Origin of the sequence: Nocardioides sp. Soil796 (assembly GCF_001429525.1) — a bacterium.
Taxonomy (GTDB): domain Bacteria; phylum Actinomycetota; class Actinomycetes; order Propionibacteriales; family Nocardioidaceae; genus Nocardioides.
Genome location: NZ_LMSQ01000019.1, coordinates 671,677 through 694,689 on the forward strand (window position 1 = coordinate 671,677; position 23,013 = coordinate 694,689).

Sequence of the window (23,013 nt, forward strand, 5' to 3'; positions counted from 1 at the left end):
CGCGGAGCCGGTCGGCGAGCTCCTCGTCGAGGACGGGGAGGGCGAGGGCCGGCGCGTTCTGGGCGGTCACCTGATGAATTCTCCCGCATGGGCCGCGAGATCGAGAACCGGGCCGGGTACGACGCCGAGCACGACCGTCGCGACGGCACCCAGGCCGATCGCCGTGGCGGTCATGAAGCTGGGCAGCGTGACCGCCGGACCGTCGCCGATCGGCTCGTAGAAGTACATCAGCACGATGACCCGGATGTAGAAGAACGCGGCCAGCGCACTGGTCAGCACCGCGATCACCACGACCGGCCACGCGCCGGCCGACATGGCCGACGCGAAGACCGCCCACTTGCCGACGAAACCGGCTGTCAGCGGGATGCCGGCGAAGCCCAGCAGGAACAGGGCGAACACCCCGGCGACCAGTGGCGACTGCTTGCCCAGGCCGGTCCACCGGGACAGGTGCGTCGCCTCGCCGCCGGCGTCACGGACCAGCGTCACGATCGCGAACGCGCCGACGGTCATCAGGCCGTAGGTGACGAGGTAGAACAGCACGGCCTGGGTCGAGGAGAGCTCGCCCTTGGCCAGGTCGGAGGCCGAACGGGCGCCGATCAGGCCGGTGATGATGAAGCCGGTGTGGGTGATCGAGGAGTAGGCCAGCATGCGCTTGATGTCGCTCTGCGCGATCGCCAGGACAGCGCCGACGACCATGGACAGCACGGCGATGACCCACAGCATCGGGGCCCAGCTCCAGCGCTCGGAGCCGAAGGCCACGTAGAAGAGCCGCATCATCGCGCCGAACGCCGCGACCTTGGTGGCCGCGGCCATGAAGGCCGTGACCTGGGTGGGCGCGCCCTGGTAGACGTCGGGCGTCCACGACTGGAACGGCACCGCGCCGACCTTGAACAGCAGGCCCACCGAGATCATGCCGATGCCGATCAGCAGCATCGTGCGGCTGCCGGTGGAGTTGGCGATCGCCTCGTTGATGCCGCCGAAGTCCATCGTGCCGGCGTACCCGTAGACCAAGGCGATGCCGTAGATCACGAAGCCGGAGGAGAACGCACCGAGCAGGAAGTACTTGAGCGCGGCCTCCTGGCTGAGCAGGCGGCGTCGACGGGCCAGCCCGGAGAGCAGGTAGAGCGGCAGCGAGAGCACCTCGAGGCCGACGAAGAGCGTGAGCAGGTCGTTGGACGCGGGGAACAGCATCATGCCGCCGACCGCGAACATCATCAGCGGGAAGACCTCGGTGTGGTCGAGACCCTTGGTCGACGCCTCCCGCTCGGCGTCGGTGCCGGGCAGCGCCGCGGCCTGTCCGGCGAACGCGGAGACGCCGCCTTCGAGGCGTCGCTCGGCGAAGAGCAGGATGCCGGCCAGCGTGATCACCAGCAGCAGTCCCCAGAGGAAGACCGTGGGTCCGTCGACGGCCAGCGCGCCCATGGCCACGATCTCGCCGCGGGCAGGTCCGTGGTCGTCGAGGTTGACCCCGACGTAGATGACGCCGCCGAGGGCGGCCGCCGTGCCGGCCAGGGCCAGCACGGTCTGCACGAGGTAGCGGCGGGCGCGCGGCAGGAAGGCCTCGACGAGTACGCCGGCGCAGGCGACGCCGAAGACCAGCAGCAGCGGCCAGAGGAGGTCGTATTCAAGCGTGGGCTTGGAGAACTCGATCACTTGTGGTCCTCCTCGGTCGCCTGGTCGTCATGGGTCTGGTCGGCATCGACCGGTGCCACGACCGGATCGTCGTCACTCACCCCGACATGGATCATGGTCGCCTCGACAGCCGGGTTGATGATGTCGAGCACCGGCTTGGGATAGAAGCCGAACAGCAGCATCGCCGCCACCAGCGGGGCGACCGCGGCGATCTCGCGCACGTTGAGGTCCTTCATGCCGCTGACTGCGGGGTTGGTCGGCCCGGTCATCAGCTTCTGGTACATCCAGAGGACGTAGATCGCGGCCAGCACGATGCCGGTCACCGCGAACGCGCCGGCCACCCAGTGGTGGGCGAACCCGCCGACCAGCACCAGGAACTCGGACACGAACGGCGAGAGGCCGGGCAGTCCGAGGGTGCCGAGACCGCCGACGAGGAACAGCCCGGCGAGCACGGGCGCGACCTTCTCGACGCCGCCGTGGTCGCTGATCAACGTCGACCCGCGGCGCCTGATCAGGTAGCCGGCGACCAGGAACATCACCGCCGTGGCCAGCCCGTGGTTGAACATGTAGAACGTCGAGCCGGTCAGGCCCTGGCTGTTCATCACGAAGATGCCCAGCACGATGAAGCCGAAGTGCGACAGCGAGGTGAGCCCGATCAGCCGGAGCATGTCGTCCTGGCCGATCGCGATCAGCGCGCCGTAGACGATCGAGATGATCGCCAGCACGACCACGACCGGAGTCGCCCACTTCGACGCCTCCGGGAAGATGCCGAGGCAGAAGCGCAGCATGCCGTAGGTGCCGATCTTGTCGAGCACGCAGATCAGCAGCACGCTGGTGCCCGGGGTGGCGGCTGCCGTGGTGTCGGGCAGCCAGGTGTGCACCGGGAAGAGCGGCGCCTTGATCGCGAACGCGATGAAGAAGCCGAGGAACAGCCAGCGCCCGGTCTCCTTGTCCATCTCGATGCCGGCCAGGTCGCCGATGAGGTACGACGGGTTGCCGGCCTGCGCGGAGACGGCGTACAGCCCGACCACGGAGGCCAGCATGATGAGCCCGCCGGCCAGCATGTAGAGCAGGAACTTCACCGCGGCCTTGGAGCGCTGGGCCCGGTCGACGTGGCCGAAGCTGCCGATCAGGAAGTACGCCGGGATCAGCGTGGCCTCGAAGACGAAGTAGAACAGGAAGACGTCCTGGGCCATGAAGACGGCCAGGGCCAGGCCCTCGAGGGCCAGCATCCAGCCGAAGTACGCCGAGGGCGACGTGTCGTCGGCGTCGTTCCACGACGCGAGGACCACGACCGGCACCAGTAGCGTGGTCAGCAGCACCAGGGTCAGGCCGATGCCGTCGACGCCGAGCGCGTAGTGGGCGCCGAACGCGGGGATCCAGTCGTGCAGCTCGATGAACTGCATGCCGTCGCCCGCGTCGTACTGGAAGGCGACGACCACCGACAGCACGAACGTGAGCGCGGCCGTGCCGACCGCCACCTGCTTGGGCAGCTCGGAGCCACCCTTCGAGGGCAGCAGGGCGGTGACCGCTCCGCCGACCAGCGGCACGGCGATCAGCAGGGTGAGCCAGGGGAAGTCGTTCATCCGAGGTTCACCGCCAGCAGGGCCAGGATGACCAGCAGGGCGCCGACCAGGACGGACAGCGCGTAGGAGCGGACGAAGCCGTTCTGCACCTTGCGGAAGACTCCGGCGAGACCACCCATGCCCGCAGCCTGTCCTTCGACGGCGCCGTCGATCACGGCTGCGTCGAAGGTCATCAGGCCGCCGACGAGCTGGCGTCCGGGGTTGACGACCAGGCCGTCGTTGATCGCGTCGCCGTAGAGGTCGGCGCGGGCAGCGCGGGTGAGGACGTTGACGTCAGTGGGTGCGGTGCGGGGCACCTCGGTCCTTCCGATCGTGAACCAGGCAAGGGCAACGCCGGCCGCGACGACCAGCACCACGATCGCGGTCATGGCCAGGGCGGGGAGCGGCGGCTCCTCGTGGGCGTGGTGGCCGACGACCGGTGCGAGCCAGTCGACGATCCAGTTGCTCAGCAGCAGGAAGCCGCCGAGCACGGAGAGCGCGGCCAGCACCATCAGCGGCACCGTCATCACCTTGGGCGACTCGTGCGGGTGCACCTCGGGCTCCCAGCGCTTCTGGGTGAAGAAGGTCATCAGCATCAGTCGCGTCATGTAGAACGCGGTGACGCCGGCGCCGACCAGCGCGCACAGGCCGACGAAGATGTTCTCGGTGAAGGCGACCTCGATGATCTTGTCCTTCGACCAGAACCCGGAGAACCCGGGGAAGCCGATGATCGCGAGGTAGCCCATCGCGAACGTCAGGAACGTGACCGGCACGGCCTTCTGCAGGGCACCGTAGTGGCGCATGTCGACGTCGTCGTCCATCGCGTGCATGACCGACCCGGCACCCAGGAACATGTTGGCCTTGAAGAAGCCGTGGGTGATCAGGTGGAAGATCGCGAACGCGTAGCCGGCGACACCGAGGCCGGCACCGAGCATCATGTAGCCGATCTGGCTCATCGTGGAGCCGGCCAGCACCTTCTTGATGTCGTCCTTGGCGCACCCGATGACCGCGCCCCACAGGAGCGTGACCACCGCGACGACCACGACCGTGGTCTGCGCGATCGGTGCGTTCTCGAAGATGAAGTTGGAGCGGGTGACCAGGTAGACGCCGGCGGTCACCATGGTGGCCGCGTGGATCAGGGCAGAGACCGGGGTCGGGCCCTCCATCGCGTCGAGGAGCCAGGCCTGCAGCGGCACCTGGGCGCTCTTGCCGCACGCGCCGAGCAGGAGCAGCAGGCCGATCACGTTCATCGTGGCCTCGTCGGCACCGCTCGCCGCGGCACTGACACCAGCGAACGCGGTGGTGCCGAAGGTGACGAAGATCAGCATGATCGCCAGCGACATGCCGATGTCGCCGACCCGGTTGATCACGAACGCCTTCTTGGCGGCCGCGGCCGCGGTGGGCTTGTGCTGCCAGAAGCCGATCAGCAGGTACGACGCCAGGCCGACGCCTTCCCAGCCGAGGAAGATGCCGAGGTAGTCGGCGGCCAGCACCAGCATCGTCATCGCGGCGATGAAGAGGTTGAGGTAGCCGAAGAAGCGGCGACGGCGACCGTCGTGCTCCATGTAGCCGATCGAGTAGATGTGGATCAGCGAGCCGACACCGGTGATCAGCAGCACGAACAGGATCGAGAGCGGGTCGACCAGGAGGTCCATCCCCACCTTGAACCCGCCGGCCTCGATCCAGGTGAACAGCTCGCGTCCGACACTGCGGTCACCGGAGTCGCGGCCCAGCAGGGCGATGAACATCGCCAGGCCGATCGCGAAGGACCCGAGGGAGGTCGCCGTACCGAGCAGGTGGCCCCAGCGGTCGGTACGTCGTCCGCCGAGCAGCAGGATCGCGGCACCGGCCAGCGGCAGCACGATCACCAGCCAGGCCAGCGAGAAGACACCGTCGGCGGCAGCGGGGTCGACCACGGGGATGTGGCTCTCCGCCGCGAGCCCCGAGAGCATGGCGATGTTGGAACTCAATGCAGTCACCTCAGTACTTCAGCAGGCTCGCGTCGTCGACCGAGGCCGAGCGTCGGGTACGGAAGATGGTCATGATGATGGCCAGGCCGACCACCACTTCTGCGGCGGCCACGACCATCACGAAGAAGGCCGCGATCTGGCCGTCGAGATTGCCGTTGGCCTTGGCGAACGTCACCAGCGCCAGGTTCGAGGCGTTGAGCATCAGCTCGACGCACATGAACACCACGATCGCGTTGCGACGCACGAGGACGCCGACGCAGCCGATCGTGAAGAGGAGCGCGGAGAGGATGATGTAGGGCTCGGTGCTCACTCTTCCTCCTCCCCGTCGGTGGTCGAGGCGGTGTTCTGTTCCTCGGTGGAAGCCGCGGCACCGGACTTGCCGGACACCTCGGGCGCCTTCTCGGGCGCCTGCCCCAGCTGGCGCTTGATCTCCTCGATGTCGTCGGCCAGCGCCGGCGCCGACCGCACGGTGCCGCGGGCGGCCAGCACGCGTGAGATCGAGTCCTGGGCGACGGTGCCGTCGGGCAGGAGGGCCGGGGTGTCGACCGCGTTGTGCCGGGCGAAGACTCCGGGGGCCGGCAGGGGGCCGGGGTGGCGGCCGGTCTCGGCGTACTCGCGCATGCGGCGGGCGGCGGCGTCGGCCTGCGACTCCTTGGGCTCGAGCCGCTCGCGGTGGGCCAGCACCATCGCGCCGATGGCCGCGGTGATCAGCAGCGCCGAGGTGGTCTCGAAGGCGAAGACGTACTTGGAGAACAGCAGGTTGGCCAGGGCCGGGACGTTGCCGCCCTCGTTGGCGTCGTCGAGGCCGATCACCGTGCCGAAGCTGATCTGCGAGATGCCGATGACCAGGGTCAGGCCGAGCAGCAGGCCGAACACGGTGGCCAGCACCCGCTGGCCGCGGATCGTCTCGACCACCGAGTCGGAGGCGTCGACGCCGACCAGCATCAGCACGAACAGGAAGAGCATCAGGATCGCGCCGGTGTAGACGATGATCTGCACCGCGAAGAGGAACGGCGCGTCGAGTACGGCGTACAGGACGGCCAGCGAGATCATCACGACCGCCAGCAGGAGCGCGGCGTGCACGGCCTTGCGGACGAACAGGATGCCGAGTGCGGCCAGCACCATGATCGGTGCGAGGATCCAGAACGCGGTCACCGGGCGTCCCCCTCGTTCGTGCGGGCCTTGAAGTCGCCGCGGTAGTAGTCGCCGTCGTCGTCACCGAGCAGCATGGCGTGGGGCGGCTGCTCCATGCCGGGCAGCAGCGGCGCCAGCAGGTCGGACTTCTCGTAGATCAGGTCGGCGCGGTTGTCGTCGGCCAGCTCGTACTCGTTGGTCATCGTCAGCGCGCGGGTCGGGCAGGCCTCGATGCAGAGGCCGCACAGGATGCAGCGCAGGTAGTTGATCTGGTAGACGCGGCCGTAGCGCTCGCCGGGGCTGAACCGCCCCTCACCGTTGGCGCTCTCGTCGTTGGAGGCACCCTCGACGTAGATCGCGTCGGCCGGGCAGGCCCACGCGCACAGCTCGCAGCCGATGCACTTCTCCAGGCCGTCGGGCCAGCGGTTCAGCTGGTGCCGGCCGTGGAAGCGGGGCGCGGTGGGCAGCTTCTCGAAGGGGTACTGCTCGGTGACCACCTTCTTGAACATGGTCCGGAAGGTCACCCCGAACCCCGCGATGGGGTCCCAGAACTGCTCCTTGAACCCGCGAGACTCCTCGCTGGGCCGATCATTCGGGGCCATCAGATCTCCTCACGAAAGACCAAGGGTTCGGCGGCGCCGCGGACGGCGCCTCCGGCAGGCATGGGCGGGACGGGGTAGCCACCGGCGGGCGGCTCGACCACCGGCTCCTCGGCGGCGTCCTTCTTCGTCTCCGGGATGAAGAGCACCACCAGGAAGGCGACCAGGAAGACCCCGATCACGATCATCAGCTGGCTGCGGTCGAGACCGTCGTCGAGGGTCAGCGCCCGCATCGTGGCGACGGCGACGATCCAGATCAGCGAGATCGGGATGAGCCGCTTCCAGCCGAACGCCATGAACTGGTCATAGCGCAGGCGGGGCAGCGAACCGCGCAGCCAGATGAAGAAGAAGATGAAGAGCATGACCTTGCCGAAGAACCAGATCAGCGGCACGTAGCCCTCGTTGGCGCCTTCCCAGATCGCCGAGATCGGCCACGGGGCGCGCCAGCCGCCGAGGAACAGCGTGGTGGCCAGCGCCGAGACGGTCGCCATGTTGATGTACTCGGCGAGGAAGAACAGCGCGAACTTCAGGCTGGAGTACTCGGTGTGGAACCCACCGACGAGCTCGCCCTCGGCCTCGGGCAGGTCGAACGGCGCCCGGTTGGTCTCGCCGACCATCGAGATCACGTAGATCACGAACGACGGCAGCAGGATCAGGGCGAACCAGCCGGGCACGGGCACGTCGAGGCCGAGCACGTCGAACGACTTGGGGCTGGCCTGTGCCGCGACGATCTCGGAGGTCGACATCGAGCCGGCGTAGAGGAAGACCGCGACCAGGGCCAGGCCCATCGCGACCTCGTAGGAGATCATCTGGGCCGACGAGCGGATCCCGCCGATCAGGGAGTACGTCGACCCGGAGGACCAGCCGCCGAGCACGATGCCGTAGATGCCGATCGAGGCGACCGCCATCACGAAGAGCACGGCCACCGGCATGTCGGTCAGCTGGAGCGGGGTGCGCTCGCCGAAGAAGTTGACCTCGGGGCCGAACGGGATCACCGAGAACGTGATGAACGCCGGGATCACCGCCAGCACGGGCGCGAGGACGTAGACGACCTTGTCGGCCGCCTTGGGGATGATGTCTTCCTTCAACGCCAGCTTCACGCCGTCGGCCAGCGACTGCAGCAGCCCGAAGGGACCGTGCACGTTGGGGCCGATGCGGTGCTGCATGCGGGCCACGACCCGGCGCTCCCACCAGATGTTGAACAGGGTCAGCAGCACCAGCACGACGAAGATGAGCACGGCCTTGACCAGCACCACCCACCAGGCGTCGTGCCCGAAGCCGCTGAGCTCGTCGGTCGCCATCGCGATCATGCCTTCACCGCCTTCACCGTCACCGCGGAGCCCGGCGAGGCGAGGTCCGCGAGCACTCCGTTGCCGTCGTTGTTGGCCGGCACCCAGACCGTGTCGTCGGGCAGGTCGGCGGCCTCCACCGGCAGGGTGACCTCGCCACGGTCACCGGCCAGCGTGACGTGGGTGGCTCCGGCTAGGACGTCGTACGTCGCGTGCGGGACGCGCGCCACGGCGGGACGTGCGGTGGCCGACAACGCGGTGTCGCCGTCGAGCATGGCGCCGTTGTCGAGCATCTGCTTCCAGGTGGCCAGCCAGAACTTGTTGCGGGCCAGCCGGCGCTGCTTGATCTTCGGTGCGGCTGCGGCGGGCGCGCGTGCGCCGTCCCACGGGCCGACCTCGTTCATCTGGCGCCGGGCCTCCTCGACGGTCCGGAAGCCGAGCGGGACACCTGACTCCTCGGCGATGCCGGAGAGGATGCGCAGGTCGGGCAGCGAGCCGGGGTTGCTGAACACCGCGTCGAAGGTGCGCGGGCGCCCTTCCCACGTGACGAACAGGCCGGCCTTGTCGGAGACCGGGGCGACCGGGAAGACCACGTCGGCGGCCCGGGTCACCTCGTTCTCGCGCAGCTCGAGGCTGACCACGAACTCCGCGGCGGCCAGGGCCTGACGTGCGGCCTCGGGGTCGGGCAGGTCGTCGAGCGCGACGCCACCGACGACGAGTCCGGTGAGCTCACCGGCGTTGAGCGCGGCGACGATGCCGTCGCCGTCACGGCCGGGCTGCTCGGGCAGGGACGTGACGCCCCAGGCGGCCGCGGCGTCGACGCGGGCGGTCGGGTCGGCGACCGGACGTCCACCGGGCAGCAGGTTGGGCAGGCATCCGGTCTCGACGGCGCCGCGGTCACCGGCACGGCGAGGCACCCAGGCCAGCCGGGCTCCCGTCGTACGGGCCAGGTCGACGGCGGCGGTGAGGGCACCGGGCACGGCGGCCAGGCGCTCGCCGACGAGGATCACCGCGCCGGCGTCGAGTGCCGCGTCGGCGTCGGCAGCGAGAGCGGCGAGGGCCTCGCGCTCGTCGCCGGCCGAGGTCGCGACCAGACGCCCCTTCAGCTTGCGCAGGCCGCGCGAGGAGTACGGCGCGACGGCGACGACCCGGGTGCCCGCGGCGACGGCCTTGCGCAGTCGCAGGAAGATCGACCCGGCCTCGTCCTCGGGCTCGAGGCCCGCGAGCACGACCACGGAGGCCTTCTCGAGGTCGGCGTAGGTCACCGGCATGCGCAGCACGACCTCGGAGGCCAGGAAGGCGGCCTCCTCGGCGGAGTGCGGCCGTGCCCGGAAGTCGATGTCGTTGGTGCCGAGCACCACACGGGCGAACTTGCTGTAGGCGTAGGCGTCCTCGGCGATCAGGCGACCACCGGTCAGCACGCCCACGCCACCCGACGTACGCGCTGCAGCGAGGCCGCGGGCCGCGACGGCGAACGCCTCGGGCCACGAGGCCGGGCGCAGCTCACCCGACGTGGTGTCGCGCACCAGCGGGTGCGTCAGCCGGTCGGCCTGGCGGGCGTAGTGGAAGCCGAAGCGGTCCTTGTCGGTGATCCACTCCTCGTTGACCTCGGGGTCGTTGCCGGCGAGGCGACGCATCACCTTGCCGCGACGGTGGTCCACCCGGATCGCCGAGCCGCACGCGTCGTGCTCGGCGATCGACGGCGTGGAAACCAGGTCGAACGGGCGCGAGCGGAAGCGGTAGTCGGCACTGGTCAGCGCGCCCACCGGGCAGATCTGGATCGTGTTGCCGGAGAAGTAGGACAGGAACGGGGCGTTGTCGGCGATGCCGATCTGCTGCTGCGCACCGCGCTCGACGAGTGCGATGAACGGGTCGCCGGCGATCTCGGAGGCGAAGCGCGTGCAGCGTTGGCACACGATGCAGCGCTCCCGGTCGAGCAGGATCTGCGCGGAGATGTTGATCGGCTTCGGGAACGTGCGCTTGACGCCGCCCGTGGCGGAGAAGCGGGACTCGCCGCGGCCGTTGGACATCGCCTGGTTCTGCAGGGGGCACTCGCCACCCTTGTCGCACACCGGGCAGTCGAGCGGGTGGTTGATCAGCAGGAACTCCATCTGGCCCTGCTGTGCCTTGTCGGCCACCGGCGAGGTGACCTGCGTGTTGACCACCATGCCCTCGGCGACCGGGATGGTGCACGAGGCCTGGGGCTTCGGCATGCCGCGGCCGTTGCCGGCGTCGGGGATCTCGACCAGGCACTGGCGGCAGGCACCGACCGGTGCCAGCAGCGGGTGGTCGCAGAACCGCGGGATCTGGACTCCGACCTGCTCGGCGGCCCGGATCACCAGGGTGTCCTTGGGGACGCTGACCTGGATGCCGTCGATGGTCAGCGTGACGACGTCTGTCTTCTCAGGAGTCGTGGTCATGCCAGGGCTCCTTCCTGCGCGAAGGCCGTCGAGGCGGCCGGGTCGAAGGGGCACCCACCGTGGGTGAGGTGCGCCAGGTACTCGTCACGGAAGTGCTGGATGGACGACGAGATCGGGCTGGTGGCGCCGTCACCGAGCGCGCAGAACGACCGGCCGAGGATGTTCTCGCACTGGTCGAGCAGGACGTCGAGGTCCTCCTCGCTGCCCTGCCCCTTCTCGAGGCGGGTGAGGACCTGCACCAGCCACCACGTGCCCTCGCGGCAGGGCGTGCACTTGCCGCAGGACTCGTGCTTGTAGAACTCGGTCCAGCGGAGCACGGCCCGCACCACGCAGGTCGTCTCGTCGAAGATCTGCAGTGCGCGGGTGCCCAGCATCGAGCCGGCCGCACCCACGGCCTCGTAGTCGAGCGGCATGTCGAGCTGCTCGGCGGTGAGCAGCGGCGTGCTCGACCCACCAGGGGTCCAGAACTTCAGCTCGTGGCCCGCGCGCATTCCGCCGCCGAGGTCGATCAGCTCGCGCAGCGTGATGCCGAGTGGGGCTTCGTACTGGCCGGGCGTCTTCACGTGTCCGGAGAGCGAGTAGATGACGTAGCCCTTGGACTTCTCGGTGCCCATGCTGGCGAACCAGTCGGCGCCCTTGTCGATGATGCTGGGCACGGACGCGATCGACTCGACGTTGTTGATCACGGTCGGGCTGGCGTAGAGGCCGGCCACCGCGGGGAACGGCGGGCGCAGGCGCGGTTGGCCGCGACGCCCCTCGAGCGAGTCGAGCAGCGCGGTCTCCTCGCCACAGATGTAGGCACCGGCACCGGCGTGGATGACCAGGTCGAGGTCATAGCCGGAGCCGTGGATGTTCTTGCCCAGGTGACCGGCCGCGTAGGCCTCCTGCACGGCGCGCTGCAGTCGTCGTACGACGTGGAGCACCTCGCCGCGCACGTAGATGAACGCGTGGTTGGCCCGGATCGCGTAGGAGGAGATGATCACGCCCTCGACCAGGGTGTGCGGGCTGGCCATCATCAGCGGGATGTCCTTGCAGGTGCCCGGCTCCGACTCGTCGGCGTTGACCACGAGGTACTTCGGGTTCGGGTTGTCCTGCGGGATGAAGCTCCACTTCATGCCGGTCGGGAAGCCGGCGCCGCCACGGCCGCGGAGACCGGAGTCCTTGACCGCGGTGATCACGTCGTCCTGCTTCATCTTCAGGGCCTTGGGCAGCGCGGCGTACCCGCCCTGCGCCTCGTAGGCCTCGAGGGTCCAGCTGCGGTCGGTGCCCCAGTTGGCGGTGAGCACCGGCGTCAACATGTCGGTCACGACTTGCCCTCCTCGGCCTGGTCTGACGAGGCCGCTCGGTCGCTCGCTCGTTCCTCGCTCGTCTCGGTCGCGACCGAGGTCTCGGACTCGGCACGCGACGTGGAGGCCTCGACCGACGGCGCGGTCCAGCCCATCGTGCGGGCGATCTGGACACCGGCCAGCGACGCCGGACCCGCGGAGGGGCCCTCGTCGGCGCGGTCGTCGGGGAATCCGGCCAGCACCCGCTCGGCCTCACGCCACGTGCACAGACGCGGACCGCGGGTGGAGTGGACCTCGTTGCCGGCCCGCAGGTCGTCGACCAGTCGTACGGCGGACTCCGGCGTCTGGTTGTCCATGAACTCCCAGTTGACCATCATCACTGGCGCGAAGTCGCAGGCCGCGTTGCACTCGATGTGCTCCAGCGAGACCTTGCCGTCGGGGGTCGTCTCGTCGTTGCCGACCTCGAGGTGCTCCTTGAGCCGCTCGAAGATCAGGTCGCCGCCCATCACCGCGCAGAGCGTGTTGGTGCAGACACCGACGTGGTAGTCGCCGACCGGGCGACGCTTGTACATCGTGTAGAACGTCGCGACACCCGACACCTCGGCCGGGCTGATGTCGAGGATCTCCGCGCAGGCCTGGATGCCCTCGGGGGTCACCTTGCCCTCGACGGACTGCACCAGGTGCAGCATCGGCAGCAGTCCGGAGCGCCCCTGCGGGTAGCGCGCGGCGATCTCCCTGAGCTCGTCGAGTGTCTTGTCGTTCATCGCGTCACTCCTGAGCTTGCGAAGGTGTGAGTCTCGCGAGGAGATCGAGTAGCCGCGCGGGCGACGGAGGAGCCCGCGACCGGCGTATCGAGATTCATCGGTCAACGCCTCCCATCACCGGGTCGATGCTGGCGATGGCGACGATGACGTCGGCGACCATGCCGCCCTCACTCATCACGCTGGTTGCCTGCAGGTTCGTGAACGACGGGTCGCGGAAGTGCGCCCGGAACGGCTTGGTCCCGCCGTCGGAGACGACGTGGGCGCCGAGCTCGCCGCGCGGCGACTCGACCGGCACGTAGGCCTGGCCGGGCGGCACCCGGAAGCCCTCGGTGACCAGCTTGAAGTGGTGGATCAGGGCCTCCATCGACTCACCCATGATGTGGCGGATGTGGTCGAGGCTGTTGCCCATGCCGTCGCTGCCGATCGCGAGCTGGCTGGGCCAGGCGATCTTCTTGTCGGCGACCATGACCGGTGCGCCCTCGAGGCCGGCCAGGCGCTCGGCGGCCTGCTCGATGATCTTGAGCGACTCCCACATCTCGTTGAGCCGGATCCGGAACCGGCCGTAGGAGTCGCAGGTGTCCCAGGTCTGTACGTCGAAGTCGTACTCGTCGTAGCCGGAGTAGGGCTGGGTCTTGCGGAGGTCCCAGGCGTAGCCGGTGGAGCGCAGCACGGGCCCGGTGATGCCGAGAGCCAGACAGCCGGCCAGGTCGAGGTGACCGACATTCTCCAGGCGGGCCTTGAAGATCGGGTTCGCGTTGCACAGGTCGGCGTACTCGGGGAGGCGCTTCTTCATCAGGGCGACGAAGTCGCGGATCTCGTCGAGCGCACCCGGGGGCAGGTCCTGGGCGACGCCGCCGGGACGGAAGAACGCATGGTTCATGCGCAGGCCGGTGATCAGCTCGAAGAGGTCGAGCACGAGCTCACGCTCGCGGAACCCGATCGTCATCACGGTCAGGGCGCCGATCTCCATGCCACCGGTGGCGATCGCGACCAGGTGTGAGGAGATGCGGTTCAGCTCGGAGAGCAGGACCCGCATGACGTTGGCCTTCTCGGGGATCTGGTCCTCGATGTCGAGGAGTCGTTCGACGCCCAGGCAGTAGGTCAGCTCGTTGTGGAACGGCGCGAGGTAGTCCATGCGCGTGCAGAACGTGACGCCCTGCACCCAGGAGCGGAACTCCATGTTCTTCTCGATGCCGGTGTGCAGGTAGCCGATGCCGCACCGTGCCTCGGTGACCGTCTCGCCCTCGAGCTCGAGGATCAGCCGCAGCACGCCGTGCGTCGAGGGGTGCTGCGGGCCCATGTTGACCACGATGCGCTCGTCGGCGCCCGCGTCGGAGCCGATGCTCTCGACCAGCGAGTCCCAGTCCTGGCCGGTGACCGTGAAGACCCGGCCCTCGGTGGTGTCGGACGCGCCGGCGTACAGGTCTTGTTCCGTCGTCATCAGTTGTACGACCTCCGCTGGTCGGGGGGCGGGATGGTCGCGCCCTTGTACTCCACGGGAATGCCGCCCAAGGGGTAGTCCTTGCGCTGCGGGTGGCCCGGCCAGTCGTCGGGCATCTGGATGCGGGTCAGGGCCGGGTGGCCGTCGAAGATGATGCCGAAGAAGTCCCACGTCTCGCGTTCGTGCCAGTCGGCCGTGGGGTACGTCGCGATCAGGCTCGGCAGGTGCGGGTCGGCATCGGGCACCGAGACCTCGACCCGCACGCGGCGGTTCCAGGTCATCGACAGCAGGTGGTAGACCGCGTGCAGCTCGCGGCCGTGGTCGTCGGGGTAGTGCACCCCGCTCACGCCGGAGAGCAGCTCGAAGCGCAGTGCCGGGTCGTCGCGCAGCTTCTTCGCCACCGCGGTGAGGTTGTCACGATGCACGTGGAAGGTGATCTCGCCGCGATGGATCACGACCTTCTCGATCAGCCCGTCGAGGCCGTCGGCGACCAGGTCGAACCAACCGCCGAACGGGCGCTGGGCCGCGGCAGGGAAGGCGACCGGGCTGACCAGGCCGCCGTAGCCGGAGGTGTCGCCGGTGCCCTTGACGCCGAACATGCCGGTGCGTACGCCGACCGTCTCGACCTGGCCGGATCCAGTCGGACCGGTCGGTGCCGGAAGGTTCTCCGGCGACTGCTCGACCGCTGGCTGGTCGGGCTTCTTCTCGTCGGTCATCGAAGCTGGCCCCTCATCTCGGAGGTCGGCAGCGCGTTGAGCGCCTCGGTCTCGAGGTCGACGATCTGCGCGGCACGGTTGGCGCCGAGCTTGGTGTTCTGCACCTGGTCGTGGAGCTTGAGGATCGCGTCGATCAGCATCTCGGGCCTCGGCGGGCAGCCGGGGAGGTACATGTCGACCGGGACGACGTGGTCGACGCCCTGCACGATGGCGTAGTTGTTGAACATGCCGCCGCTCGACGCGCAGACGCCCATCGCGAGCACCCACTTGGGCTCGGCCATCTGGTCGTAGATCTGGCGCAGCACCGGGGCCATCTTCTGGCTGACCCGGCCGGCCACGATCATCAGGTCGGCCTGGCGCGGGCTGGCCCGGAAGACCTCCATGCCGAAGCGGGCGAGGTCGTACTTCGGGCCGCCGCTGGTCATCATCTCGATGGCGCAGCAGGCCAGGCCGAACGTGGCCGGCCAGAACGACGCCTTGCGCATGTAGCCCGCGACGCCCTCGACGGTGGTGAGCAGGACCCCGCTCGGAAGCTTCTCTTCAATGCCCATGTCAGATCTCTCCCTCAAGCTGTGAGCGTCGTGCGCGCATGACGGCGGTCAATCCCACTCGAGACCACCCCTGCGCCATACGTATGCGTAGGCGATGAAGACAGTGGCGATGAAGATGACCATCTCGGCGAGCCCGAAGAAGGCCATCGCGTCGAAGTGCACCGCCCACGGGTAGAGGAAGATGATCTCGATGTCGAAGACGATGAAGAGCATCGCGGTGATGTAGTACTTCACCGGGAACCGGCCACCGCCGACGGGCTGCGGGGTCGGCTCGATGCCGCACTCGTAGGAGTCGAGCTTGGCGCGGTTGTAGCGGGCCGGGCCGGTCAGCGAGCTGACCACGATCGAGAAGATCGCGAAGCCGGCGGCCAGGGCTCCCAACACGAGCACCGGGGTGTAGAGCTCCATCAGTGCGCTCCTTCGCGCTCGTTGATCTCAAGCATTCGGCGCCACCTTGCTCAGGGCGTTGATGATGCGGTCCATCGCGTCGCCGTCACGCGGGTCGGTGAGGTTTGCCATCAGCTTCAGGGTGAAGCGCATCAGGCCGGGCCTCGGCAGGCCGTACTTCGTGGCCTGCTTCATGAAGGTCGGGTTGCCGACGAGGTGGGCGAACGCACGACCGAGCGTGAAGTAGCCGCCGTACGCCGCGTCGAGGGCGGCCGGGTAGCTCTCGAGCACCCGCTCGCGGTTCGCTCCGGGCAGCCGTCCGAGGGCCTGCACGACGATCTCGGCGGCCATCTTGCCGGCCTCGAGGGCGTAGTCGATGCCCTCGCCGTTGAACGGGTTGACCATGCCGCCGGAGTCGCCGACCAGCAGCATGCCGCGGCGGTAGTGCGGCTTGCGGTTGAAGCCCATCGGCAGGGCCGCGGACCTGATCGGCGCGGTGAGGTTCTCGTCCCTGAAACCGAGCTCTTCGGGAGTGTGCGCGAGCCAGCGGCGCATCGACTCCTTGTAGTCCATGTTCTGGAAGGCCGCACTGGTGTTGAGGATGCCGAGTCCGACGTTCGCCGTACCGTCGCCGAGCGGGAAGATCCAGCCGTAGCCCGGCAGCTTGTTGCTCTGGTTGGGCTTGCCGTCCCACAGCTCGAGCCACGACTCCATGTAGTCGTCGTCGTGCATCGGCGTCTCGTAGTAGGCGCGGCAGGCCACGGCCATCGGCCGGTTCTCGCGGCGCTCGATGCCCAGGGCGGTGGCCATGCGGGCGCTGACGCCGTCACAGGCGATCACGATCGGGGCGCGGAACTCGAGCTCGTCGCCGTACTTGCGGCCGCGCTCGTCGACCGACCTCGCGGTCACGCCGACCACCTGGCCGGTGCGTTCGTCGAAGACCGGGCCGGTGACCGACGTGCTCTCACGCAGCCGGGCGCCGGCCTTCTGCGCGTGCCGGGCCAGCAGCTCGTCGAGGTCCATGCGGGCGCGGGCCATGCCGAACGGCGGGTACGTCGTGAGGTCGGGCCACGGCAGCTCGACGCGGTGGCCGGCGCCGATGATGCGCAGACCCTTGTTCTTCTGCCAGCCGGGCTCGTCGAGGTCGAAGCCCATCGCCAGAAGCTGCTTGACCGCGCGCGGGGTCAGGCCGTCACCGCAGATCTTGTCGCGCGGGAAGGACGACTTCTCCAGCACCAGGACGTCGATGCCGGCCGCGGCCAGGTGGTACGCCGTCGCGGCGCCGGCCGGACCCGCGCCGACCACGATCACCTGTGCCTGGCGATCCGCTCCGGGCGTCATCGCGGCGGCGGTCATCGGATGTCTCCCTCACGTGCTGTAGCGCTGTCGGAAGCCGACGCATGTGAGATTGTGAAACACTTCACATGGTGGCGTGCGCCACAGTCTAGGACTCCCGTCCCGCCAGCGAAACCCGGGGGTGAGTTGCTCCGAAACCCCACCTGACCTGCGGAATTACGTCACATTTCCATGCCCTATTTCCGCGAACCGTGGATCGTTGATGCGCGAACCGTGGATCGTTGATGCGCGAACCGTGGATCAGGCGGTGGCGCGGTGCAGTGCCACGATGCCACCGCTGAGGTTGCGGATCTCGCAGCCGCCCCAGCCGGCCTCGGCGATCCAGCGGGCCAGGCCCTGCTGGTCGGGCCAGGCCCGGATCGACTCGGCGAGGTAGACGTAGGCGTCGGGCGCGGAGGAGACCGTGCGGGCGATCGCCGGGAGCGCCTTCATCAGGTACTCCATGTAGACCGTGCGGAACGGCTTGTTCGTGGGGTGGCTGAACTCGCAGACCACGAGGCGTCCGCCCGGCCTGGTGACCCGGCGCAGCTCACGCAGCCCCGCCTTCGGGTCGACGATGTTGCGCAGCCCGAACGAGATCGTCACCGCGTCGAAGGTGTTGTCGGCGAACGGCAGCTTCGTGCCGTCACCCGCCGTGAAGGGCAGGTGCGGCTTGGCCTTCTTGCCCACCTGGAGCATCCCGATCGAGAAGTCGCACGGCACGACCGTGGCCCCGAGGTCGGCGAACGGCTGGCTCGACGTACCCGTGCCGGCGGCGAGGTCGAGCACGAGCTCGCCCGGCTGCGGGTCGACCGCACGGATGACGTCCTTGCGCCAGCGACGGTCCTGCCCCATGGACAGCACGTCGTTGGTGAGGTCGTAGCGCCGCGCCACCGCGTCGAACATGCGGCGTACGTCGTGCGGGTCCTTGTCGAGTTCGGCTCGGGTCACGCGACAAACCCTATGCGGCCCCGGGTCCAGAGCCGCTTCCGAGGTCACGAGGTGGTGACGCCGAACAGATGACCGGAGAAGTTTCGGCAACCAAATGCCGAGTGAATGCGTCAACCCTTGTGACACTGGAAACTTCTCGGACCTTGGAGGACAGCATGAGGGCCCTGCGCATCATCTTGCTCACCGCACTGACCCTGGTGCTCATGTCGGCAACCGCGTACGGCGCCGGCATGGCCGTGCGCCACCTGAACAACGACGACCCCACCTCGAGCGCGAAGTCGCAGACCGGCCGCGAGGGAGCCTCCACCGACGACGGAAGCGAGGCACCGGTTGACGAACCTTCCGAGGACCCGTCCGAGGAGCCCTCCGAGACGGAGACCCCCGAGCCGCCGGCCGACGTGCTCTCCCCCGGAGACAAGGGCGAGCAGGTGCGCGAGCTGCAGCACCGCCTCTTCCAGATGCAGTGGCTCCCGGAGAAGACCACCGGGGTCTACGACAAGACCACGAAGGACGCGGTCGCCGGCTGGCAGGCCAAGCGCGGCCTCAAGGCGACCGGCGTGGTCGACCAGAAGACGTGGAACAAGCTGGTCAAGATGACCAAGCCCCCCACGCACGACCAGTTGTTCAACATCCTCAAGCCCGGCCCGGCGATCCTGGCCAGCGGCGCGACCGGCGACGACGTCCGCGACCTTCAGGCCCGCCTCAAGGCGATCCAGTGGTACGCCGGCCTGGTCACCGGCACCTACGACGCCAACACGGTCTCGGCGGTGAAGGGCTTCCAGGAGAAGCGCGAGATCCCCGTGACCGGCGAGGTCGACCAGCGCACCATGGACCGGCTGCACGCGATGACCAGCACGCCGACCCACGACGCGAAGCACAACGTCGCCCCCGACCCCGGCACCGCCACCAGCGCCGCGCTGGACCCGCGCTGCGCCACCGGGCGAGTGATGTGCATCGACAAGACCAGCAAGACGCTGCGTTGGGTCGTGGACGGCAAGGTGCTCAAGACCCTCGAGGTCCGGTTCGGGTCCACGCTCAACGACACACCCACCCGCGAAGGCGCCTTCAACGTCGGTTGGAAGGACATCGACCACGTGTCGAACGAGTTCGGCTCGGCGATGCCCTTCTCGATGTTCTTCTCCGGTGGCCAGGCGGTGCACTACTCCTCCGACTTCGCGGCCAACGGCTACGGCGGAGCCAGCCACGGATGCGTCAACGTCCGTGACTACAACGGCCTCGCGTGGCTCTACGACCAGGTCAACGTCGGCGACAAGGTCATCGTCTACTGGTCCTGACCCCGGGACCGGGTAGGCACTGTCAAGGAGTGGTGGTCGCGAGGTTCGGCGTAGGCTGACGCCTCGTGACCACCACTTCGACCGCGGCCGAGCGCATCGTCGTACGCACTTCACTCCTCGAGAAGGACGCGGTCGGGGCCCTGCTCGACGTCGTCCCGCCCGAGTCGCCGGTGAGCTGGATCCGCCGCCGCGAGGGCCTCGTCGGCTGGGGAGTCGCCGCCGAGGTGCGCACCTCCGGGCCGACCCGCTTCTCCGACGCCGCCAAGTGGTGGTCCGAGATGGTGGCCCGCGCCGACATCCGCGACGAGGTCAACGAGCCGGGCACCGGACCGGTCAGCTTCGGCAGCTTCGGCTTCGCCGACGATCCCGGCGACTCGGTGCTGGTGCTCCCCCGCGTCGTGGTCGGTCGCCGCGGCGACCTGGCCTGGGTGACCACGGTCGACTGCGAGATCCCCGACCTGGCGCCTGCCGAGCCCGCTCGCGCACCCGTGGTCAGCTTCGCCGACGGTGCCCGCAACGGCGACGAGTGGATGTCCGTGGTGGCCGACGCCGTCTCGCGCATCAACCGCGGGGACCTCGAGAAGGTCGTGCTGGCGCGTGACCTGATCGCCACCTCCGACGTCGACGTCGACGTGCGCTGGCCGCTGCGCCAGCTCTCCGAGACCTACCCGATGTGCTGGACCTTCCATGTCGACGGCCTCTTCGGCGCCACCCCCGAGATGCTCGTCCGCCGCGAGCGCGGCCTGGTCACCTCGAGGGTGCTGGCCGGCACCATCCGGCGGACCGGCGACGACGAGCGCGACCTCGCGCTGGCCGCCACCCTGGCCCGCTCCTCGAAGGACCTCGAGGAGCACGAGTACGCCGTCCGCTCGGTCGCCGAGGCACTGGAGCCGCACTGCTCGTCGATGAACGTGCCCGAGGCGCCCTTCGTGCTGCACCTGCCGAACGTCATGCACCTGGCCACCGACGTTGCCGGTGTGGTTCACGACGCCGAGAGCGTCTCGTCGCTCGACCTGGCCGAGGCGCTGCACCCCTCCGCCGCCGTGGGCGGTACGCCGACCGACGTGGCCACGGACCTGATCGCCGAGATCGAGGGCATGGACCGCGCCCGCTACGCCGGGCCGGTCGGCTGGATCGACGCGACCGGCGACGGCGAGTGGGGCATCGCGCTGCGGTCGGCCCACGTCGCGGGGCCGACGGTGCGCCTCTTCGCCGGGTGCGGCATCGTCGGCGACTCCGACCCCGAGGCCGAGCTGGCCGAGTCGCAGGCCAAGTTCGTGCCCGTGCGCGACGCGCTCACCGCCTCACGCTGAGGTTGAGTGCTGAGGTGGTTGCCCGGGCAGCCACCTCAGCACTCAACCCGGATCAACAGGAGTTCGCGCTGGCGACCCTGACGTTGCCGATCACCGCACGGTGGTCGGAGTGCCGCAGCGGCGCCACCCACGAGCTGACCTTGGTGACCCGTCGCGTGTAGAGGAAGTCGATGCGCGCGGTGCCGCGCTTGTTGGTGTCGCCGTCGCCAGTGCCGACTGCCTTCCAGAGATCGACCAGGTGGGTGTCGAGGACGTTGTGCTCCTGCTGCTCCGGGCCGGCGTTGAAGTCGCCGCCGAGCACCGTCGCGCACCGCGGCGTGCCGATGCGGTCCCGCACCGCCCGGGCCTGCATCAGCCGACCACGACCGGGCTGCAGGTGCGTCACCCAGACGTTGAGCTTCTTGGTGCCGACCTTGACCCGCGCGATCATCAGTCCGCGCCTCTCGGTGCCCTCGGGCTGCGGCAGGGTGAAGCGGTTGGTCGCCACGATCGGGTACTTCGAGATGACCGCGTTGCCCCTCCACCCGAAGGACTTGCGGCTGTTGGCGTCGTACGCCACGTGCCAGCCCAGGCGTCGGGCCAGGTTCTTGGCCTGGTGCACGCCGCCGCTCGCGGTGCGGTTGTCGACCTCCTGCAGGACCGCGATGCTCGCGCCGGTCTTGCGGATGTCGGAGGCCAGGTTGGCCAGGCCGAACTCGCCGAACCGGATGTTGTAGGTGATCACCCGCAGGCTGGTCGCAGCGGCACGAGCCTGCTGGACGGGTGCGGCGGCCTGCGTGACCTCGGCCGGGGTGGCCGGAGCCGCTCCCAGCTGAAGCGGTACGACGAGTGCGGCGGCGACAGCGGCGCCGGCGAAGGAACGAACGCGCATGGGAGCTCCTCGAGAAGGGGTTCGGTGCATCTCGTCGTACCCGCTGCGGACCGGCGTACACACATATCGTCCCAACGGGCTCGAGTGCTGAAGTGGTTCCCCGGGCAGCCACCTGAGCACTCGACTCCCGTCAGTGGGCCAGCAGCTGCTGCACGCAGGCGACTGCGGCCAGCTGACCTGCGGCCGCGGCGGCCAGCACGGAGGCCATCGGCATCGGGAACGACGACCGATGGGCCAGGTCGCCGGCCGCGTGGACACCCGGGAGCGACGTACGCCCGAAGTCGTCGACCGCGATGCAGCCGCTGTCCTGCAGGTCGAGGCCGAGCTGCTCGGCGAACGGGGCCGACTGCACGAGCCTGCCGGTGCCGACGAACAGTCCGGCGACGGTGAGGTCGTCGGCGCCGTCGAGCTCGACGCGCACCTCGTCGTCGGTGCGGGTCACGCCGAGCACGGGTTCCGCGTGCACGGTGGCGCCGAGGCTGTCGAGCAGAGCGGCGTCATCGGCCGACAGCTCGGCACCCTCGGTGAAGACGGTCACCGACGACCCGATCGGGGCGAGCAGCCCGACCAGGTGGAGCACGGCGGGCGGCCCGGCGAGCACGCCGATCGCGCGGCCGCTCAGCTCGTGGCCGTGACAGAACGGGCAGCCGTAGGCCAGCTCGCCCCAGATGTCGTCGAGGCCGGGGGTGGCCGGCAGCTCGTCGCGGACGCCGGTGGCGAGGATGACCAGCCGGCTCTCGAGCACGCCGCCACCCGTGGTCACGACGAACCGCTCGCCGTCACGGGCGACCGCGTCGACCGTCTCGTCGCGCACCTCCACGGTGTCGTACGCCGACAGCTCGGCGCGCGCCTGCTCGCGGAACTTCTCGGGCGGCGTTCCGTCGTTGGTGACGAAGTTGTGCATGTGGGAGACCCGGCCGTTGCGGTAGGAGCCGGAGTCGAGGAGCAGCACGGACTTGTGCATGCGGCCCAGGGTCAGGGCGGCCTGCAGGCCGGCGGGTCCGCCGCCGACAACGATCACGTCATACATGGTGTGGGTGCCTTTCTCTTGACGATGCACCAAGCCTGTGACTTCATGTCAACATGAAGTCAAGCCCTCACTCGAACGGACCCTGGTCCGTCGGCCAGGTCGCCGAACGGTTCGACCTCCCGACCAACGTGCTCCGGCACTGGGAGACGGTCGGCCTGCTCACCCCCGAACGCGATTCGGCGGACCGGCGTCGCTACGGCCGGGAGGACGTCGTACGCATCGCGGTGATCCAGCGCAGCAAGTCCGCCGGCATGAGCCTCGAGCAGATCTCGACCCTCCTCGACAGCGAGACACCCGACCGGCACAAGGTGCTCGAAGGGCACATCGCCGACATCGACCGGACCATCGAGGAGATGCAGATCTCGCGCGCCATGACCGAGCACGCGCTGCGCTGCCAGGCCCACGACATCGCCCAGTGCCCGCGCTTTCGTAGCCACATCGACGACCTGCTGGCAGGGTTCTGA

General features: G+C 69.0%; 21 protein-coding genes. 3 read left to right on the forward strand and 18 right to left on the reverse strand.

From position 1 onward, the window contains the following. Nucleotides 1-66: 66 nt before the first annotated feature. The 16 genes from nuoN to ASH02_RS20455 form a co-directional block, all read right to left on the reverse strand. On the reverse strand, nucleotides 67-1,650 hold the full coding sequence (gene nuoN / locus ASH02_RS20380) for an NADH-quinone oxidoreductase subunit NuoN (RefSeq protein ID WP_056685007.1): 1,584 nt from the start codon (nucleotides 1,648-1,650) through the stop codon (nucleotides 67-69). After that, a complete protein-coding gene (locus ASH02_RS20385) occupies nucleotides 1,650-3,218 on the reverse strand; it encodes an NADH-quinone oxidoreductase subunit M (protein WP_056682614.1) in 1,569 nt (522 codons plus the stop codon). The genes nuoN and ASH02_RS20385 overlap by 1 nt, the downstream gene beginning before the upstream one ends. Next, a complete protein-coding gene (nuoL, locus tag ASH02_RS20390; protein ID WP_082563841.1) occupies nucleotides 3,215-5,149 on the reverse strand; it encodes an NADH-quinone oxidoreductase subunit L in 1,935 nt (644 codons plus the stop codon). Before nuoL ends, ASH02_RS20385 begins: the two co-directional genes overlap by 4 nt. Before the next feature lie 28 nt (nucleotides 5,150-5,177). Beyond that, a complete protein-coding gene (nuoK, locus tag ASH02_RS20395) occupies nucleotides 5,178-5,477 on the reverse strand; it encodes an NADH-quinone oxidoreductase subunit NuoK (RefSeq protein ID WP_056682617.1) in 300 nt (99 codons plus the stop codon). Further along, entirely contained in the window at nucleotides 5,474-6,322 is an 849-nt protein-coding gene (locus tag ASH02_RS20400; protein ID WP_056682620.1) for an NADH-quinone oxidoreductase subunit J, read from the reverse strand. The genes nuoK and ASH02_RS20400 overlap by 4 nt, the downstream gene beginning before the upstream one ends. Next, entirely contained in the window at nucleotides 6,319-6,903 is a 585-nt protein-coding gene (gene nuoI, locus ASH02_RS20405; RefSeq protein WP_056682622.1) for an NADH-quinone oxidoreductase subunit NuoI, read from the reverse strand. The genes ASH02_RS20400 and nuoI overlap by 4 nt, the downstream gene beginning before the upstream one ends. Beyond that, the gene (gene nuoH, locus ASH02_RS20410) at nucleotides 6,903-8,210 is read right to left on the reverse strand and encodes an NADH-quinone oxidoreductase subunit NuoH (protein WP_156388789.1); all 1,308 of its coding nucleotides are present in this window, start codon (nucleotides 8,208-8,210) and stop codon (nucleotides 6,903-6,905) included. The genes nuoI and nuoH overlap by 1 nt, the downstream gene beginning before the upstream one ends. Then, a complete protein-coding gene (locus ASH02_RS20415; RefSeq protein WP_056682624.1) occupies nucleotides 8,207-10,609 on the reverse strand; it encodes an NADH-quinone oxidoreductase subunit G in 2,403 nt (800 codons plus the stop codon). The genes nuoH and ASH02_RS20415 overlap by 4 nt, the downstream gene beginning before the upstream one ends. Beyond that, nucleotides 10,606-11,916 (reverse strand): NADH-quinone oxidoreductase subunit NuoF, encoded by a 1,311-nt coding sequence (nuoF, locus tag ASH02_RS20420; protein WP_235530159.1) that lies wholly within the window; start codon nucleotides 11,914-11,916, stop codon nucleotides 10,606-10,608. The genes ASH02_RS20415 and nuoF overlap by 4 nt, the downstream gene beginning before the upstream one ends. Further along, the gene (gene nuoE / locus ASH02_RS20425; protein WP_057295377.1) at nucleotides 11,913-12,659 is read right to left on the reverse strand and encodes an NADH-quinone oxidoreductase subunit NuoE; all 747 of its coding nucleotides are present in this window, start codon (nucleotides 12,657-12,659) and stop codon (nucleotides 11,913-11,915) included. The genes nuoF and nuoE overlap by 4 nt, the downstream gene beginning before the upstream one ends. A 94-nt stretch (nucleotides 12,660-12,753) precedes the next feature. After that, nucleotides 12,754-14,100, reverse strand: a complete 1,347-nt coding sequence (locus ASH02_RS20430) for an NADH-quinone oxidoreductase subunit D (RefSeq protein ID WP_056682628.1) — start codon at nucleotides 14,098-14,100, stop codon at nucleotides 12,754-12,756. Further along, nucleotides 14,100-14,816: an NADH-quinone oxidoreductase subunit C gene (locus ASH02_RS20435; RefSeq protein ID WP_057295378.1), complete on the reverse strand. Its 717-nt coding sequence runs from the start codon at nucleotides 14,814-14,816 to the stop codon at nucleotides 14,100-14,102. Before ASH02_RS20435 ends, ASH02_RS20430 begins: the two co-directional genes overlap by 1 nt. Continuing rightward, nucleotides 14,813-15,367, reverse strand: a complete 555-nt coding sequence (locus ASH02_RS20440; protein WP_056682632.1) for a NuoB/complex I 20 kDa subunit family protein — start codon at nucleotides 15,365-15,367, stop codon at nucleotides 14,813-14,815. Before ASH02_RS20440 ends, ASH02_RS20435 begins: the two co-directional genes overlap by 4 nt. Before the next feature lie 48 nt (nucleotides 15,368-15,415). After that, nucleotides 15,416-15,775: an NADH-quinone oxidoreductase subunit A gene (locus ASH02_RS20445; RefSeq protein WP_056682635.1), complete on the reverse strand. Its 360-nt coding sequence runs from the start codon at nucleotides 15,773-15,775 to the stop codon at nucleotides 15,416-15,418. A 27-nt stretch (nucleotides 15,776-15,802) separates the two neighbouring features. Beyond that, nucleotides 15,803-17,110, reverse strand: coding sequence for a geranylgeranyl reductase family protein (locus tag ASH02_RS20450; protein ID WP_057295379.1), 1,308 nt, complete (start codon nucleotides 17,108-17,110; stop codon nucleotides 15,803-15,805). A 240-nt stretch (nucleotides 17,111-17,350) separates the two neighbouring features. Further along, nucleotides 17,351-18,040: a demethylmenaquinone methyltransferase gene (locus ASH02_RS20455; protein ID WP_056682642.1), complete on the reverse strand. Its 690-nt coding sequence runs from the start codon at nucleotides 18,038-18,040 to the stop codon at nucleotides 17,351-17,353. A gap of 155 nt (nucleotides 18,041-18,195) precedes the next feature. Between ASH02_RS20455 and ASH02_RS20460 the strand changes: the two genes are divergently transcribed. Continuing rightward, entirely contained in the window at nucleotides 18,196-19,335 is a 1,140-nt protein-coding gene (locus ASH02_RS20460) for a L,D-transpeptidase family protein (RefSeq protein WP_057295380.1), read from the forward strand. Between the two features lie 65 nt (nucleotides 19,336-19,400). Further along, nucleotides 19,401-20,648: an isochorismate synthase gene (locus tag ASH02_RS20465; protein WP_056682644.1), complete on the forward strand. Its 1,248-nt coding sequence runs from the start codon at nucleotides 19,401-19,403 to the stop codon at nucleotides 20,646-20,648. A 52-nt stretch (nucleotides 20,649-20,700) separates the two neighbouring features. On the opposite strand, the gene ASH02_RS20470 is transcribed toward ASH02_RS20465, so the two are convergent. Together ASH02_RS20470 and ASH02_RS20475 are read right to left on the reverse strand one after the other, a co-directional pair. Next, on the reverse strand, nucleotides 20,701-21,519 hold the full coding sequence (locus ASH02_RS20470; protein WP_056682647.1) for an endonuclease/exonuclease/phosphatase family protein: 819 nt from the start codon (nucleotides 21,517-21,519) through the stop codon (nucleotides 20,701-20,703). Between the two features lie 130 nt (nucleotides 21,520-21,649). Continuing rightward, nucleotides 21,650-22,540, reverse strand: a complete 891-nt coding sequence (locus tag ASH02_RS20475) for an NAD(P)/FAD-dependent oxidoreductase (protein WP_200951154.1) — start codon at nucleotides 22,538-22,540, stop codon at nucleotides 21,650-21,652. A gap of 62 nt (nucleotides 22,541-22,602) precedes the next feature. Here ASH02_RS20475 and ASH02_RS20480 point away from each other — a divergent pair, with 62 nt between their 5' ends. Beyond that, on the forward strand, nucleotides 22,603-23,013 hold the full coding sequence (locus ASH02_RS20480) for a MerR family transcriptional regulator (RefSeq protein ID WP_056682654.1): 411 nt from the start codon (nucleotides 22,603-22,605) through the stop codon (nucleotides 23,011-23,013).

Coding starts and splice junctions, on each gene's coding strand:
- ASH02_RS20385 (WP_056682614.1), bottom strand. CDS start 3,218: ATGAACGACTTCCCCTGGCTCACCCTGCTGATCGCCGTGCCGCTGGTC.
- nuoL (WP_082563841.1), bottom strand. CDS start 5,149: ATGCTCTCGGGGCTCGCGGCGGAGAGCCACATCCCCGTGGTCGACCCC.
- nuoI (WP_056682622.1), bottom strand. CDS start 6,903: ATGGCCCCGAATGATCGGCCCAGCGAGGAGTCTCGCGGGTTCAAGGAG.
- nuoH (WP_156388789.1), bottom strand. CDS start 8,210: ATGATCGCGATGGCGACCGACGAGCTCAGCGGCTTCGGGCACGACGCC.
- ASH02_RS20415 (WP_056682624.1), bottom strand. CDS start 10,609: ATGACCACGACTCCTGAGAAGACAGACGTCGTCACGCTGACCATCGAC.
- nuoE (WP_057295377.1), bottom strand. CDS start 12,659: ATGAACGACAAGACACTCGACGAGCTCAGGGAGATCGCCGCGCGCTAC.
- ASH02_RS20430 (WP_056682628.1), bottom strand. CDS start 14,100: ATGACGACGGAACAAGACCTGTACGCCGGCGCGTCCGACACCACCGAG.
- ASH02_RS20435 (WP_057295378.1), bottom strand. CDS start 14,816: ATGACCGACGAGAAGAAGCCCGACCAGCCAGCGGTCGAGCAGTCGCCG.
- ASH02_RS20440 (WP_056682632.1), bottom strand. CDS start 15,367: ATGGGCATTGAAGAGAAGCTTCCGAGCGGGGTCCTGCTCACCACCGTC.
- ASH02_RS20445 (WP_056682635.1), bottom strand. CDS start 15,775: ATGGAGCTCTACACCCCGGTGCTCGTGTTGGGAGCCCTGGCCGCCGGC.
- ASH02_RS20450 (WP_057295379.1), bottom strand. CDS start 17,110: ATGACCGCCGCCGCGATGACGCCCGGAGCGGATCGCCAGGCACAGGTG.
- ASH02_RS20460 (WP_057295380.1), top strand. CDS start 18,196: ATGAGGGCCCTGCGCATCATCTTGCTCACCGCACTGACCCTGGTGCTC.
- ASH02_RS20470 (WP_056682647.1), bottom strand. CDS start 21,519: ATGCGCGTTCGTTCCTTCGCCGGCGCCGCTGTCGCCGCCGCACTCGTC.
- ASH02_RS20480 (WP_056682654.1), top strand. CDS start 22,603: ATGAAGTCAAGCCCTCACTCGAACGGACCCTGGTCCGTCGGCCAGGTC.